Below are 15,035 nucleotides of genomic sequence, written 5' to 3'. Positions count from 1 at the left end.
TGAGGTTATATAATCTCAACCTATTATATATATTCTAAATTAAACTAAATAAGGTCATGTTTTGATCTTGTTAGTTATAAGCAACTTGCTATAGTTACGCTGCACAAAAACCTATCGTTTTGCATTTTATTAGCATATTTTTTTCGACTATTTTTATGGACGTGAGATGACTGATTATCTCCTTATACTGGTTAGCACCATCTTGGTTAATAACTTTGTATTGGTACAATTTTTAGGACTATGCCCTTTCATGGGCGTATCGGGTAAGCTCGAAACATCCATAGGTATGGCCATGGCCACCACCTTTGTTTTGACCTTGTCTAGCCTATGCAGCTATCTGACGTTTACCTATATATTGCAGCCCTTCGGCTTGGAATACCTACAAACCATCTCCTTCATCTTAGTGATTGCCGTTGTGGTGCAGTTCACCGAAATGGTGGTACGTAAAACCAGCCCGCTACTTTACCGGGTACTGGGTATCTTCCTGCCTTTGATCACCACCAACTGTGCTGTATTGGGTGTGGCCTTACAAAATATCAGCAAACAAAACGGTTTTGTCGAATCCATCCTTTATGGCTTTGGCGCGGCAGTCGGTTTCTCATTCGTATTGGTGCTATTTGCCGCCATGCGTGAGCGAATCAATGTGGCCGACGTTCCTGTTGCATTTAAAGGTTCCGCTATCGGTATGATTACCGCAGGCCTTATGGCACTGGCCTTCATGGGCTTCACTGCCCTAGTGCAAATATAGGAGCTCCCATGTTAACTGTATTTATTGCCATTGGGATCCTACTCATTCTTTCGCTTATTTTTGGCGCCATTCTTGGTTACGCCAATGTACGTTTCCATGTGGAAGGCGACCCGATTGTTGAACAGATCGACGCGTTACTCCCGCAAACTCAGTGTGGTCAATGTGGTCACCCGGGCTGTCGTCCTTATGCTGAAGCCATTGCTAACGGTGAGGCTATCAACCACTGCCCACCGGGTGGTCAAGCCACCATCCAAGCCCTTGCAGACCTTCTTGATGTGGAAGCGATTCCTCTAGACGGTGACCACGGCACAGAAACCGCCAAACGTGTGGCAGTGATCCGTGAAGACGAATGTATTGGTTGTACCAAGTGCATACAGGCCTGCCCTGTTGATGCGATTTTGGGTGCGGCCAAACAAATGCACACCGTCATTGCAGACGAGTGTACTGGCTGTGATTTATGTGTTGAACCTTGTCCGGTAGATTGTATTGATATGGTAGAAGTGGGTGTTACCTCGAAAAATTGGTCATGGGATAAGCCCCAAGGTATCACAGCGGTTGCTGGCAAAATTATTGCCACAGACCGTCAGGCTGAGGTAGTTCACTAATGCAAACAGCGGTTAATATTTTTTCTTTTCACGGCGGCATACACCCACCGGAAAACAAAACTCAATCCTTGCAACTACCGCTAGGTCGCCCAAGTCTGCCTGCTGAATTAATTTTGCCTCTGGGCCAGCATATAGGTCAGTCTTCTCGCCCTATCGTGGAAGTCGGCACTAAGGTTTTAAAAGGTCAGCCTATTGCCATAAACAATGGTTTTCTGAGCAGTTTTTTACACGCTCCGACTTCTGGCACCATAGAGGCGATTGAGCCACGCTTAATTGCTCACCCTTCTGGCTTAAGCGATTTGTGTATTGTGCTGACACCAGACGGACAAGACACCTGGCAAGACAGAACCCCTTTGCTGGATTGGCAAAGCATTCCACATCTAGACACCCTAACCTTTTTAGGGGAAATGGGCATTGTGGGTATGGGCGGCGCGGGCTTTCCTACGCAAGTAAAATTGCAAGGTGCCCACAAGCATGCCATTAAGCATTTCATTATTAATGCGGCTGAGTGTGAGCCTTATATCACAGCCGACGACATGCTGATCCGCGAAAAGACCGACGCACTTATTCAAGGTATTGAAGTGCTTCAACACTTGGTACAAGCAGAACAAATGTTAATCGGTATCGAGGATAACAAGCCTACTGCGATTGCTGCTCTAAAACAGACGATTCAAGCTCGAAATAGCGCGATTCAAGTAGCGGTTGTGCCCACTAAGTACCCGTCGGGTGGCGAAAAGCAGCTGATTCAATTGCTGACTGGTAAAGAAGTACCAAGTGGTCAATACCCAGCCGACATTGGCGTTTTGTGTCAAAACGTCGGTACCTGTGTCGCCGTTCATGATGCCATTTATCTTGGTCAACCGCTGATTTCACGCTTCACCACCTTAACCGGGGATGCCCTAGGCGCACCGCAAAACGTAGAAGTGTTGCTTGGCACGCCGATTGAGCACCTTTTGGATTACGCTCAAGCGGACCAAAAGCGTATTCAGCGCCTAGTAATGGGCGGCCCTATGATGGGTTTCACCCTAAATGCCACAGAAGTGCCAATCGTTAAAACCAGTAACTGTATTTTGGCCGCTACTGCTCAAGAATTACCAACACCTGAGCCAGAGCAAGCCTGCATACGTTGTGGTATGTGTGAGCAAGCCTGCCCAGCCAGCTTATTGCCGCAACAATTATTGTGGTTTAGTAAAAGCCAAGAATTAGAAAAAGCCGAACATTACAACCTATTCGACTGTATCGAATGTGGTGCTTGTTCTTATGTGTGCCCAAGCAGTATTCCTCTGGTGCAGTATTACCGCCATAGTAAGAGCACCATTCGTGAAAATCGCGAAGCGGCGATTAAGTCGGACATTGCTAAGCAACGCTTTGAAGCTCGTAAAGCGCGCCAAGAAGCCGAGATTGCAGAGAAAGAAGCTAAACGTTTGGCTCGTCAACAAGCCAGCACGAAGAAAACAACGGATAAACCTGCTCCGACAGCGGCAGCACCAAGTAAGGCAGCAGCCAGCCCAGCTGCCCCCATCAGTGACGATGCTAAGAAGCTAAAAATTGATGTAGCCATTGGTAAAACCAAGCTGAAGAAATTGCAGAAACAATTACTTGCCGCCCAAGAAAGTGAGCACCTTGAAGAGATTAATGCCCTGCAACTGCAGGTCACGGATCTTGAAGGAACACTGGCAAAACAAGAAGCTGAGCTGGCTAAACTTGCGCCGGCACCTGTGGTGGCCGCCAAACCTGCTCCTGCGGCCAAAGCCCCTGTCAGCGACGAACTGAAAAAGGCAAAAGTGGATGTGGCACTGATTGGCGTTAAGTTGAAGAAACTGCAAAAACAACTCGACAGCGAGCCGGACAACACGGAACTGCAAGATAAGATCAAGGGATTCAACAGTGACCTTGAAGCCGCGCAAGCCTTAGTGACAAAACTCTCTGCCAGCGAAGTAAGCACAGCGCCAGTCGAAGCGGCGCCAAGTAAAGCCGGCTTATCCGATGAAGCGAAGAAACTAAAAATTGACGCTGCCATTGCTAAGGCTGCGGTTAAAAAAGTCGAGAAGGCATTAAGGAAAGCCGAAGAAATTCAATCGCCAGGGCTTGAAACCCTACGCCAGCAACTAAAAGACGCTCAACAAAGAGCCGATGAGCTAGAGCAGGCGTTGAATAACCCAACAGCAAGCGCCAGTGCTGCCCCTGCCCCGAGCGCGGCAACCAGTGCAGATGCCGATGCTCAGAAAAAGCGTAAAGTTGATCTCGCCATTGCCAAAGCAGGCATTAAAAAGGCCGAGAAGAACATTGCCCTATTAAAAGAGCAAGGCAAGGACGACAGCGAAATTGCAGCGTCTGAATGGCCACAAAAGCTACAAGAAGCTCAGCAAAAATTAGCACAGCTGGAAAGCGCCGATGCCGCACCTACACAAGCTCCTGTAGCAGAAAAAGCACCAGCCGCTAAAGCCGCACTGGATGCAGATGCTGAGAAAAAGCGAAAAATCGATCTCGCCATTGCCAAAGCAGGCATTAAAAAGGCCGAGAAGAACATTGCCCTATTAAAAGAGCAAGGCAAGGACGACAGCGAAATCGCAGCGTCTGAATGGCCACAAAAGCTACAAGAAGCTCAGCAGAAGCTAGCACAGCTGGAAAGCGCCGATGCCGCACCTGCACAGACTCCTGTAGCAGAAGCAGCGCCTGCTGCTAAAGCTGCACCTGTGGTAGATGCGGATGCTGAGAAAAAACGCAAAATCGATCTCGCCATTGCCAAAGCAGGCATTAAAAAGGCCGAGAAGAACATTGCCCTATTAAAAGAGCAAGGCAAGGACGACAGCGAAATTGCAGCGTCCGAATGGCCACAAAAGCTACAAGAAGCTCAGCAAAAATTAGCACAGCTAGAAAAAGCCGATGCTGCACCTGCACAGGCTCCTATAGCAGAAAAAGCGCCAGCCGCTAAAGCCGCACCTGTGATGGATGCGGATGCTGAGAAAAAACTTAAAATCGACCTAGCCATTGCCAAAGCAGGTATTAAAAAGGCCGAGAAAAACATTGCTTTGTTAAAAGAACAAGGTAAGGACGACAGCGAAATCGCAGAGTCCGAATGGCCACAAAAATTGCAAGAAGCACAAGCTAAACTCGAACAACTTACACACGCTCAAGAGAGTCGTTAAATGGCATTATTAAGAATCACTTCTCCCCATACGCAACGTGCAGGACAACGCACCTCTTGGGTAATGCAGATGGTCATTTTAGCTACCCTGCCAGGGGTATTGCTGCAAACTTGGCTGTTTGGCTGGGGCACCTTGATGAATATTGCGGTAGCAGGTATTACCGCTCTGGTTTGTGAAGCAGCAATTTTATCCGTGCGTCGTCGCAACGTGAGCTTTTTCCTAAAGGACTACAGTGCACTACTAACGGCTGTGTTGCTGGGTATTGCCCTACCGCCGACTGTGCCTTGGTGGGTGACCGTCACCGCAGTAGGCTTTGCGATCATTTTTGCGAAACAGCTTTATGGTGGCTTGGGTAACAACCCATTCAACCCTGCTATGGTGGGTTACGCCATTGTCTTGGTGTCTTTCCCTGTGCCAATGAGCCAATGGCTTGGCGCTGCGGATTTGGTAGCGGCCGCCGACAGCCTGTCGTTTAGTCAAAGTGCCCAAGCGATTTTTAGCCATCTGCCTGCCATTGATGCTTACACCATGGCCACCCCTCTCGATGGTTTTAAAAATAAAGATGTCCTAGATAGCCAAGCGGCTTTTGCCAGCGTACCTGCCCTACAAGCAGCCAGCCTTAACAGTTGGATGTGGGTAAACCTTGCCTACCTATTGGGCGGTTTGTGGTTACTCTATATTCGCGTGATTACTTGGCACACACCAGCCGCTTTGTTGGGTGCTCTATTTGTGATGGCGGGCTTCTTCTACTTGTTGAACCCTGCGGATGCCGCAAGCCCTCTGTTTCACCTGACAACAGGTGCCGCTATGTTTGGCGCTTTCTTCATTGCTACCGACCCTGTGTCTTCTTGTACCAGTAATCGTGGCAAATTAGTGTACGGTGCGGGCATTGGTATTCTGGTATATATCATTCGAGCTTGGGGCGGTTACCCAGATGGTATTGCCTTTGGCGTACTGCTCATGAACTTCGCCGCACCACTTATTGATTACTACACGCAACCACGTACCTACGGCCATAAGAAGGCGAAAAAAGGCCTAAAAGTTGGGGAGGATAACTAATGGAATTGCTCTCATCTATCCGTCGCAACAGTATTGGCTTGGGTATTTTCGCTGTCTTCACTGCGGGCTTAATCGCCCTTACTCAGCTCTATACAAAAAAGACCATTGAAAACAATATTATTGCTGCACAAGTGGCGGCCTTTAATGAAATTTTACCGGCGCAACTGTACGACAACGACCTAACTCAAGATTCTGCTCTGCTAGAACCAGATGATTTATTAGGCTCTAAAGAACCGGTAAAAATCCATATTGCTCGCAAGCAAGGTGACGTCTCTGGCATTATTTTCGAGACCATTGCGCCAAGTGGTTATAACGGCAATCTGTATTTATTGGTGGCCATTGATAAAAACGGCACGGTTACAGGCAGCCGTGTCATCAGCCACAAAGAAACCCCTGGCTTAGGTGATAAAGTCGATTTGAAAAAGTCTAACTGGATTTTAAGCTTTGCTAACACGTCCCTAAGCAACCCTTTAGAGAAAGACTGGGGCGTGAAGAAAGACGGTGGTCAATTTGACCAATTTACTGGGGCAACCATTACCCCAAGAGCCGTGGTGCGAGCGGTTAAGAACACGCTTATCTACTTTGAACAAAACAAAGCCAGCTTGCTAGCACAATAGGATACTAAGATGAGTACAGACGATACATTAGTCGAAGACACAGCTCCTGCTGACAAACCTAGCGCTAACTATGCCGAAATTATTTACAATGGCATTTGGAAAAACAACCCAGCGCTGGTACAGCTGCTAGGCTTGTGTCCTATGTTGGCGGTAACCAGCACAGTGGTGAACGCCATTGGCTTGGGATTAGCCACTTTAGTGGTACTAGTAGGCTCTAACATCGCGGTTTCATTGATCCGTAACTATGTAGCAGACGCGGTGCGTTTGCCTGCTTTCGTGATGATCATCGCCTCATTTACCACCTGTATTGAATTGATCATGCAGGCTTATACCTACGAACTGTACCAGATTCTAGGGATTTTCATTCCCTTGATCGTAACCAACTGTGCCATCCTAGGCCGTGCAGATGCTTTTGCTAGCCGCAACCCTGTGCTGCCTTCTGCCCTCGATGGTTTCATGATGGGGCTAGGCTTTATGTTTATCCTAGTGTTACTAGGCGCCATGCGTGAACTGATCGGTCAAGGCACTCTATTTAGCGATATGCAGCTGTTGTTTGGCGAGTCTGCCGTACACTGGAAATGGGTGGTCTTCAGTGATTACCAAAGCGTTTTGTTTGCTGTATTGCCTCCTGGTGCCTTCATTGGACTTGGCTTACTTATCGCGGGTAAAAACTATTTGGATGAGCGTGAGAAAAAACGTCTTGCGGCAGAAAAAGCCAAAGCTGGCCCGAGCGCATCCAAGCGTGTCCGCGTAACCGGTCAGGCAGGCTAATCCAAGACGAGCGCAATCGGCATAGGAAAAGTAACGTGAATAAAGACAAGCGTCATCAGATCTTCTCTCGCTTACGAGCTGAAAACCCCAATCCGGTAACGGAGTTGGAGTACAGCTCTCCTTTCGAGCTGCTCATTGCCGTACTCTTTTCCGCACAAGCCACCGACGTGAGCGTCAATAAGGCCACGCGCAAATTATTCCCTGTGGCCAACACCCCCCAAAGCATGTTGGATTTAGGGGTAGAAGGCCTCAAGAGCTACATCAAAACCATAGGGCTTTTTAACGCCAAAGCGGAAAACGCCATTAAGACCTGCAAAATCTTGGTGGAACAGCACAACAGTGTTGTCCCTCAAACCCGAGAAGAACTGGAAGCCTTACCTGGTGTTGGCCGCAAAACCGCCAACGTGGTGTTAAACACGGCATTTCGTCAGGTGGCCATGGCCGTAGACACCCATATCTTTCGCTTTAGTAATCGCACTAAGGTGGCACCGGGTAAAAACGTACTGGAAGTGGAAATGAAGCTGCTTAAGTTTGTACCTAAGGAGTTTTTATTGGATGCCCACCACTGGATGATACTTCATGGTCGCTATATCTGTGTGGCTCGCAAGCCAAAGTGCGGCGCCTGTATCATCGAAGATTTGTGCGAATTTAAAGAAAAGACCTCAGACTGATCAAGACGCCCTCAAGCTTCCAATTGTCCACCTCCGTTCAACACTATTAGATTTCTAATCTTACCCACCGTTAGTTAACTAAACACTAACTTAAATTTAAATAACATAACATTTATTAAACCTTTCAAGCTCGGCATTCTTGACCTATTCAATACTCACTATATTGCAGAGGATGCCATGAGCCATATTTCTAAATCTCGTCTTACCCAAGCTCAGCTTGATGCCCATTGGATGTCTTATTCAGGCAACCGTGAGTTTAAAAAAGACCCTCGCTTAATCGCCTCCGCACAGGGCAATTACTACACAGACATTGAGGGTCGAAAAATCTTTGATGGCCTTTCGGGTCTATGGACCTGTGGTTTGGGTCACAGCGTACCTAGCATCAATGAAGCGGTGGCCAATCAGGTGAAAACCTTAGACTACTCACCTGCTTTTCAATTTGGCCATGAACAATCTTTCATTCTGGCGGAAAAAATTGGCGAGTTTATGCCTGAAGGTCTAAACCGTATTTTCTTTACCGGTTCAGGCTCTGAATCGGTGGATACCGCCCTTAAAATTGCACGAGCTTATTGGCGCAAAAAAGGCCAAGGTACAAAAACCAAATTTATTGGCCGTGCTAAGGGCTATCACGGAGCGGGTATTTCAGGCTTCAGTGTGGGCGGTATTCCGGCTAACCGCACCCTTTATGGACAAGGCTTGGAGTCCTATCACCTACCTCACACCCAAGTTCCTGGTACGGAATTCAGCAAAGGGATGGCCGAGCAAGGCCAAGAGCGCGCAGAGGATTTATTAAATCTGATCAATCTACATGACGCCTCTAACATTGCTGCCGTTATTGTAGAGCCTATGTCCGGCTCTGGTGGTGTAATTGTGCCACCAAAAGGTTACTTAAAGCGTTTGAGAGAGATATGTGATCAGCACAATATTCTGCTGATATTTGACGAAGTAATTACCGCTTTTGGCCGCATGGGTGCTTGCACAGGTTCGGAAGCCTTTGGCGTCACGCCAGATGCCATCACTATGGCAAAACAGGTCACCAATGGTGTTATTCCTATGGGGGCCGTGGCGTTCAAACAAGAAATTTATGACACCTTTATGGAACATGGTGGTGCAGAATACATGTTGGAACTGCCCCATGGCTATACTTATTCAGCCCATCCAATCGCTTGCGCGGCGGCATTAGCCTCTCTTGCAGAGATAGAACAACAAGGTATGATCGCCCAAGTGCAGAGCTTGAGCCCTATTTTTGAAGATAAGGTTCATCAACTAAGAGATGTCTGCGCCAACATTAGCGATATTCGTAACTATGGCCTAGCTGCAGGGTTAACGATTGCCCCCATCAATGGAGAACCCGCTAAACGTCCTTACCAGATTGCCATGGCCATGTGGGATAAGGGCTATTATGTAAGATATGGTGCTGACACCATTCAATTAGCCCCTCCTTTCACTTCTGAAGTGTCGGAGATTGATAGTTTAATAAACGCCCTGGGTGAAACGATCAATGAAGTTTCATAAGGCTAAATAAGCTCACAAAGCAGGCTAGTCATTGACAGCCTGCTTTGATAATTTCCGACGGCACTACAGGCTTAGACTAAAGCAAGATATACTCAGGTTTCCATCATAGAGTTGAGTTAGGATGCCTAAGTGACGATTTCCTCTAACCCTTATATTCGCTGTTTCTGGCCTGGGGCATTACATTTGATCGACGGCACCATCCTGCCTGTCCGCTGTACCCACATATCTAAAACCATGACAGAAATAGAAGCCCCTAGTGATATTCATCGCTCCAAGTTAGTGTTTCTGGAACTGAATGCCAGCCATCAAGGTGCCAATGAGCAATTAAAAATACTTTGCGATCCACTTGAAGACATTATCAATGAGCACGATAAGCACTATATTCGATTAAGTTTTCATACCATTTCGGATCAAGACAAGTTATTTATTGAGCACTTTATTCACGATCACAGTTAAGCTTTGCTGGACTTGCCAAGAGCTGAGCTTGTCGTGGGCTTAGTTCGCCAGCGAAAGACTAAATAACCAAGCCAGTTGGTGAAAAATATCACCACCAGCCAAGCAAGTTTAGTCAGCCCTGCGACTCGGCGGGAAAACAAGAGTAAGAAAAGTGGTAGCAGATACACCGCGGCTATCACGAATAGAATCACCAATTGTTCAATGCTGACCGCATCTATCATTGCTTTCCCCCTTGCTAGGCGCTATTCCTGTGGTGCAGCACCCGCCTCTTCTGCTTTTTTCACTCGTATTTTCGCGCCATCAATTTCCGCGCCGTTTAATGATTTAATCGCTAATTTAGCGTCGCCCACTTTTGGCATTTCAACAAAGCCGAATCCTTTAGATTCGCCCGTTTCTTTATCCATCACTAGGGTGCAGGATTGGATGCTTCCAAACTTTGCAAAAGCCGCTTTAAGCTCTTCTTGGGTGGTATTGCGGGCAAGGTTTCTTACTAATAGTTTCATTTCATTTTTCTCTTTGGCAATGTCTTCTAAGAAACATTGAATAAAGGCGCAGGCTCATACTAAAAGCCTGCGCCATAAAAAAAGGCACAAGAACTACATGTTCTCATGCCTTGTGGTTTTAACCTATTACTTAGGGTAATTATTAAGACAAGGTCGTCTCGAATAGGTTAAGCAATTTTTCACTGTCCACTTCCATACACACCTGAGTCATAGGCACATCGTTCCAATAAGGTGTTGGAAACTCCATGCCTTGTGGCGCAAAAATGGTTTGGCCAATACCAATGCCTTCACAGGCAACTCGAACCGCTCCTAGTTCGACGCCAAAGATACTTGGGTCCATGACATAGGCTATGGTGGAAGCATCGTGGAAATAACAACCGTCCATATCGAAACGGCTGCTGTAAAAATTAATGTAATGCTGGGCGCAGTCATACAAGAAACCACCTTGCTCTGGATTCTTCTGACGAATACGATCCAAAACAGTATTGTCTAGCAACACCTGATGAGTTACATCTAGACCAATCATGGTCACCTGCCATGGGGCAGTGAACACCGCATCCGCCGCATGTGGGTCATTCATTATGTTGGCTTCAGCCACTGGGGACACATTGCCATATTCAATGGCTGTACCACCCATCAAGACTACTTCGTCCACTAGGCTTGCCACTTCTGGGTCTAGCTCTAGGGCTTTCGCTAAGTTACCTAATGGTCCAAGGGCAATAATGGTCACTTCCCCTGGATATTCACGTACCGTGTCGACAATAAACTGGGCGGCGTCTTTATCGATCGCCTTGCCCTTTGGTGCAGGCCAGTTGATATTACCAAAGCCATCTGCACCGTGAACAAAGTCAGGATGAGGGCGTGGTGCGATTTCAAAAGGTACTGCCACCCCTTGAGCCACAGGTACGTCAACCTTGGCAATTTCAGTTAGGGTGATTGCGTTCTGGGTGGCTAATGCTACTGGAACGTTACCAAAGGTGGTTGTCAGCCCCAGCACTTCGATTTCTGGTGCTTGAAAGGCAAAGAAAATGGCCATTGCATCATCTATACCCGGATCTGTATCAATAATTATTTTACGAGCCATGAAAGACATCCTTAATATTTTTTAATTCTCTAAAAGAAATTGTTCGACTTCGTGCTGAGAAGGTATCGCAGCCATCGCCCCGAGACGTGTCACACATATAGCGGAGGCGGCGCAACCACGACGCATGGCCTCAGCGATGGGAGTACCAGATAAAATCGCCGATAAAGTATAGCCAATAAAGGTATCCCCAGCGGCCGTGGTATCCACAGCGTCGACACGAAAAGCAGGCACATGTAGGTTTTCTTCCCCATCAAAGTAACGCACACCGTCTTTTCCAAGTGTCATGAGCACTGCCAATTCTGGGTAACGCTCAGGCAACAACTGCGCCGCGGCATCAATTGTGTCTACGCCAACCAAGTCCATCGCTTCGACTTCATTAACGATTAATAAATGCACAAAAGGCAATACCGCTTTCGTCAATTCAGCATCCATTGGTGCAGGATTGAAAGCCACTTTTAAACCTTTACCGTGGGCACTTTCAATAATGTAATCCACTAAATTGGTTTCATTTTGCAGTAACACCCAATCGCCCTGCTGGGCAGCCGATAGAATTTCATCAACTCTTGCTTTGCTCAAGCAATGGTTAGCCCCTGGGTAGAGGATAATCGAATTTTCGGCCGCCTTGGTAAGCTGGATAATGGCATGACCTGTAGGGGTATCTAGGGTTTCGATCAAGGACACATCAACCTTAAACTCTTCAAGCTGGTTCAAGATCATGGTATCGACACTGTGGATAGCTCCGACGTGTTTCACCCCACCACCCGCTTGCGCTAAAGCCACTGACTGATTTGCCCCTTTTCCTCCCAGTAAACACTGGTAGCTTTCTGAAGCCATGGTTTCACCAGGTCGAACAAAATGGTCAAGCTGATAAAGGTGGTCGAGATTAATCGAGCCGAAGTTGTAAATTGTCATATTTCCCTCAGGGCTTACTTAAAAGTGAACCTATCGTCTACTGTGCTAAATAGCATGCCATCAACATAGCGCAAGAATGTATATCGTCTTTCGATTGTATAAATTTCTGACCGATTGAACAAATATAAATTTATCTTCAAAGACTAGCAAAACAACACCCATAAAAAACGCTCCATTCTGAAGAATGGAGCGTTTTTACATACCCTTTGAAGATACTTGTTCATGATAACAAAAAAACCAAACGCTTTCTGCTATAGCCTAGTCATGACTTTGTAGGGAACCTCCTAAAATAGGTCATCTTACAAAGTTCAGGAAATGACAACTGGTGACCCAAAACTTAAACACCTTCTTGGCGGTTCAGTAAATCCCTTCTCAATAAACTTCAAGTTCTGATCATCGATGTTTCTAAGATCCACTCCTTAAAAAACAATGCCAAATTTAAACTATGGGGCATAGAGAGCAACTGGAGCTTGCTTTAACCGCAAACTCATACTCTGAGCTTATTTCTGCCTAACACCACAACGATATTCAGCTTCACCTAAACAATAATGGAAAGTACTGCCCAATCTATTTTTTTCTTTACATTGTAAAGCAGTCCAGTTGATCAGCCCCCCAAATTTATACTGAGCATCATAAATACCACTATAGCCATCTGCTTTACAGGCATTACGCGCCTTAGCTTTAAGCGATGTTTGTACTTGTTTTTTGGCTCGATCTAGTGACCCCGACTCATAATTAAATAAGCCCTGTTTAGAAATATCACTTTCTGTCCAATGCAATTGACGATTATTTGAATACTGGTAACACCACATGTTTTCAGGAATTCCAGCAGTCGGGATAGCAACACCATTTTCATCAATTGGGCTACATACTGGCTTATTTTCTTTAGTAGAAACAGAAGATGGACTCAAAGTGGTTTGCTTTTCTGTTTCTTTAAGACGACTTAATGTCGCTTTATCGACTGAGTTAGCCCTAATATTGGTAAGTGGCTTAGGCATAGACCTACTTTGCCTTACACTATCCGCATAGGTTTTTATATCGTTAAAGTGTTGGTTAAATATTCGATTAACTGATTCTGCACCTGAAGTACTTCTGCTACCGGCATAATCAATCAAACTCTGAACTCTCTGCCTATTACGTAATTCAATTTCTTTATTAACTGATATTCTATGTTCATCAACCATACGTTCAATTGACGTAGACTCTAAGTAAGGATGATCTTCTAATATAGTGTGAGAGTTAACATTTTTATTTTTAGAGTACTGCTTAATTACCGCTTCAACTTCCTTTTTGTTTTCTTTACCAAATAATGAAACCAACTGATTACTTGCCTGTACATCACAAATTGCATGTCTATTTTTTCTATACACATCTTTTACTTGCTCAACCAGTCTTAAACAGCCTTCGTGTTCATCATGCTCTCTATACTTATTCTGAAAAGAGCACATTTGATTATTTATTTTACTTGCCTGAGCCCCAAAAGCATTACAGTAAGCCATATTGTAACCCGCCTGCTCAAAGGCATTTTTTAAAGTGCTATTATTTCCAATTTCTTCTTTAATGACAGCAACCTTATCATTAAATATCTTTTTCTTTATCTGCCTTTCGCGTTCAACTCTCTGTCTCTCTCGCTCTTTTTCTGCCGCTAAGTGTAATTTTTTTAGATTCTCTTGTTCTTTAAACTCGAATATCTTTTTCTTTTCAAATGCTAATAAAGTATCAACGTCTTGATCGATATCGTAGAAACCATAGATACTAAACTTTAGCGCTGTGTAAAGCCTCCAAAGCGGCATATCAAAAGATACTCTTCCAGCCTTTTCTGGTGACTTTTCTATTGCTTTAAAAAGCGCGAATGACATTCCATCATATAGATCTTTATAATAACCTAAATTTGGATAGCTTTTTTTGAGATCTTTTGATAGAGAAATTGGATGGTGATATTTAATTGATGAGGGTTTTGCAGATTTTTTTGAAGATTCTGTTACGAACAAATAGCTTGTACCTTCAATGAAAAGGTCGAGAGCATTGAATCCCGAATTATCTTCAATCGTGGAATCCGCACCATTTTTAATCAAAGCAAGCGTTCTAAGTTTTCCATAACCCCATATCCAAGATTCACCATAATTTGGAGAATGAACCGCTTTATAGACTGCTTTGTGCAAAGGTGTATCACCTCCTAAATCTTGACTATTTACATTTGCCCCAGCCTTTATTAACTTTTCAATATTTGAAATGCTTATTTTTTCATTTTCTTCCCTTATATATCGAACTTCTTTAATCTCATTTGTATTCTGCGGAATTTCAAGCGTTAACAGCTTTGGAAAATCAGGTGCATAAACAGGGTTATCCAAGGAATTTAATGCCACTAAATGGAGTGGAGTGTATCCATACTTATCCTTTTGATTAACATCCGCACCTGCCTCGATAAAAGGACCAACATCAATATTGTTAAAAGCCGCAATGTGTAAAGCAGTTCTCTTATCTAAAGTTTGGCAGCCAATGTTTGAACCTAAGCTGAGTGCAATAGGGACTGCCGCCGCATTTTTCTCAGCCGCAATAAAGAGAGGGTTTGTATCACTACAGTAGAAAACATCATCACTGACTGGGGCTAAAAGTCTCACCTGCTCTTCATCTGCTAAATGTATTGCACTTTCCAAGGGTGTCATTTTATATGTACTTTGACAGCCAGCAATACTTACAACAGCGATCAATATAAAATTGATTTTTAAAAGGTTTCTTAACATAGCCTTCTCAATCTTCCTTAATTTAAACCCAGATAGGTATCAAAAATTGCAACCTCAGTTCAAATATATGACTAAAATTTTATAGTACGGAAACAGTATTTTTCTTATCAAGGAGACTACATAAGCATTTTATTTACTTTTATATTCTCATTCCATTCACACTAAATTCTTTATTTCAAAAAAAACCTGATCAAAATATAC

General features: G+C 45.0%; 14 protein-coding genes. 9 read left to right on the top strand and 5 right to left on the bottom strand.

The window, feature by feature from the left end; all coding sequences use genetic code 11:
* The first annotated feature begins 166 nt into the window (after nucleotides 1-166).
* The 9 genes from rsxA (at nucleotide 167) to ACUM5Y_RS05500 (ending at nucleotide 9,591) form a co-directional block, all read left to right on the top strand.
* On the top strand, nucleotides 167-748 hold the full coding sequence (gene rsxA / locus ACUM5Y_RS05540) for an electron transport complex subunit RsxA (RefSeq protein WP_445975872.1): 582 nt from the start codon (nucleotides 167-169) through the stop codon (nucleotides 746-748).
* Nucleotides 749-756: 8 nt separating this feature from the next.
* Nucleotides 757-1,353 carry an electron transport complex subunit RsxB gene (rsxB, locus tag ACUM5Y_RS05535; RefSeq protein WP_445975871.1) on the top strand — a complete coding sequence of 199 codons (597 nt, stop codon included), beginning with the start codon at nucleotides 757-759 and terminating at the stop codon, nucleotides 1,351-1,353.
* On the top strand, nucleotides 1,353-4,502 hold the full coding sequence (gene rsxC / locus ACUM5Y_RS05530) for an electron transport complex subunit RsxC (protein WP_445975870.1): 3,150 nt from the start codon (nucleotides 1,353-1,355) through the stop codon (nucleotides 4,500-4,502). Before rsxB ends, rsxC begins: the two co-directional genes overlap by 1 nt.
* Nucleotides 4,503-5,561, top strand: a complete 1,059-nt coding sequence (rsxD, locus tag ACUM5Y_RS05525; RefSeq protein ID WP_445975869.1) for an electron transport complex subunit RsxD — start codon at nucleotides 4,503-4,505, stop codon at nucleotides 5,559-5,561.
* A complete protein-coding gene (gene rsxG, locus ACUM5Y_RS05520) occupies nucleotides 5,561-6,178 on the top strand; it encodes an electron transport complex subunit RsxG (protein WP_445975868.1) in 618 nt (205 codons plus the stop codon). The genes rsxD and rsxG overlap by 1 nt, the downstream gene beginning before the upstream one ends.
* A 9-nt stretch (nucleotides 6,179-6,187) precedes the next feature.
* Nucleotides 6,188-6,949: an electron transport complex subunit E gene (locus ACUM5Y_RS05515; RefSeq protein ID WP_445975867.1), complete on the top strand. Its 762-nt coding sequence runs from the start codon at nucleotides 6,188-6,190 to the stop codon at nucleotides 6,947-6,949.
* A gap of 35 nt (nucleotides 6,950-6,984) precedes the next feature.
* Nucleotides 6,985-7,620 carry an endonuclease III gene (gene nth, locus ACUM5Y_RS05510; protein WP_445975866.1) on the top strand — a complete coding sequence of 212 codons (636 nt, stop codon included), beginning with the start codon at nucleotides 6,985-6,987 and terminating at the stop codon, nucleotides 7,618-7,620.
* A gap of 177 nt (nucleotides 7,621-7,797) precedes the next feature.
* Nucleotides 7,798-9,135, top strand: a complete 1,338-nt coding sequence (gene aptA / locus ACUM5Y_RS05505) for an omega-aminotransferase AptA (protein WP_445975865.1) — start codon at nucleotides 7,798-7,800, stop codon at nucleotides 9,133-9,135.
* Between the two features lie 129 nt (nucleotides 9,136-9,264).
* Complete coding sequence (locus ACUM5Y_RS05500; RefSeq protein ID WP_445975864.1) at nucleotides 9,265-9,591, top strand: hypothetical protein; 327 nt, start codon at nucleotides 9,265-9,267, stop codon at nucleotides 9,589-9,591.
* On the opposite strand, the gene ACUM5Y_RS05495 is transcribed toward ACUM5Y_RS05500, so the two are convergent.
* The 5 genes from ACUM5Y_RS05495 to ACUM5Y_RS05475 all read right to left on the bottom strand — a co-directional run bounded on the left by ACUM5Y_RS05495 (nucleotide 9,588) and on the right by ACUM5Y_RS05475 (nucleotide 14,834).
* Nucleotides 9,588-9,812, bottom strand: a complete 225-nt coding sequence (locus tag ACUM5Y_RS05495; protein WP_445975863.1) for a hypothetical protein — start codon at nucleotides 9,810-9,812, stop codon at nucleotides 9,588-9,590. The genes ACUM5Y_RS05500 and ACUM5Y_RS05495 overlap by 4 nt on opposite strands.
* A 21-nt stretch (nucleotides 9,813-9,833) precedes the next feature.
* Nucleotides 9,834-10,094 carry an RNA recognition motif domain-containing protein gene (locus ACUM5Y_RS05490; RefSeq protein ID WP_445975862.1) on the bottom strand — a complete coding sequence of 87 codons (261 nt, stop codon included), beginning with the start codon at nucleotides 10,092-10,094 and terminating at the stop codon, nucleotides 9,834-9,836.
* 142 nt (nucleotides 10,095-10,236) lie between these two features.
* Nucleotides 10,237-11,178 (bottom strand): nucleoside hydrolase, encoded by a 942-nt coding sequence (locus ACUM5Y_RS05485; protein WP_445975861.1) that lies wholly within the window; start codon nucleotides 11,176-11,178, stop codon nucleotides 10,237-10,239.
* A 21-nt stretch (nucleotides 11,179-11,199) separates the two neighbouring features.
* Nucleotides 11,200-12,090, bottom strand: a complete 891-nt coding sequence (locus ACUM5Y_RS05480; RefSeq protein ID WP_445975860.1) for a ribokinase — start codon at nucleotides 12,088-12,090, stop codon at nucleotides 11,200-11,202.
* Nucleotides 12,091-12,590: 500 nt separating this feature from the next.
* Entirely contained in the window at nucleotides 12,591-14,834 is a 2,244-nt protein-coding gene (locus ACUM5Y_RS05475) for an ankyrin repeat domain-containing protein (protein WP_445975859.1), read from the bottom strand.
* Nucleotides 14,835-15,035: the final 201 nt, after the last annotated feature.

It is taken from the genome of Marinomonas dokdonensis (genome assembly GCF_052747885.1).
Note: the sequence above shows the minus strand (reverse complement) of the source record. Positions and strands in the feature narration are given on the sequence as shown.

Coding starts and splice junctions, on each gene's coding strand:
- rsxA (WP_445975872.1), top strand. CDS start 167: ATGACTGATTATCTCCTTATACTGGTTAGCACCATCTTGGTTAATAAC.
- rsxB (WP_445975871.1), top strand. CDS start 757: ATGTTAACTGTATTTATTGCCATTGGGATCCTACTCATTCTTTCGCTT.
- rsxC (WP_445975870.1), top strand. CDS start 1,353: ATGCAAACAGCGGTTAATATTTTTTCTTTTCACGGCGGCATACACCCA.
- rsxD (WP_445975869.1), top strand. CDS start 4,503: ATGGCATTATTAAGAATCACTTCTCCCCATACGCAACGTGCAGGACAA.
- rsxG (WP_445975868.1), top strand. CDS start 5,561: ATGGAATTGCTCTCATCTATCCGTCGCAACAGTATTGGCTTGGGTATT.
- ACUM5Y_RS05515 (WP_445975867.1), top strand. CDS start 6,188: ATGAGTACAGACGATACATTAGTCGAAGACACAGCTCCTGCTGACAAA.
- aptA (WP_445975865.1), top strand. CDS start 7,798: ATGAGCCATATTTCTAAATCTCGTCTTACCCAAGCTCAGCTTGATGCC.
- ACUM5Y_RS05495 (WP_445975863.1), bottom strand. CDS start 9,812: ATGATAGATGCGGTCAGCATTGAACAATTGGTGATTCTATTCGTGATA.
- ACUM5Y_RS05490 (WP_445975862.1), bottom strand. CDS start 10,094: ATGAAACTATTAGTAAGAAACCTTGCCCGCAATACCACCCAAGAAGAG.
- ACUM5Y_RS05485 (WP_445975861.1), bottom strand. CDS start 11,178: ATGGCTCGTAAAATAATTATTGATACAGATCCGGGTATAGATGATGCA.
- ACUM5Y_RS05480 (WP_445975860.1), bottom strand. CDS start 12,090: ATGACAATTTACAACTTCGGCTCGATTAATCTCGACCACCTTTATCAG.
- ACUM5Y_RS05475 (WP_445975859.1), bottom strand. CDS start 14,834: ATGTTAAGAAACCTTTTAAAAATCAATTTTATATTGATCGCTGTTGTA.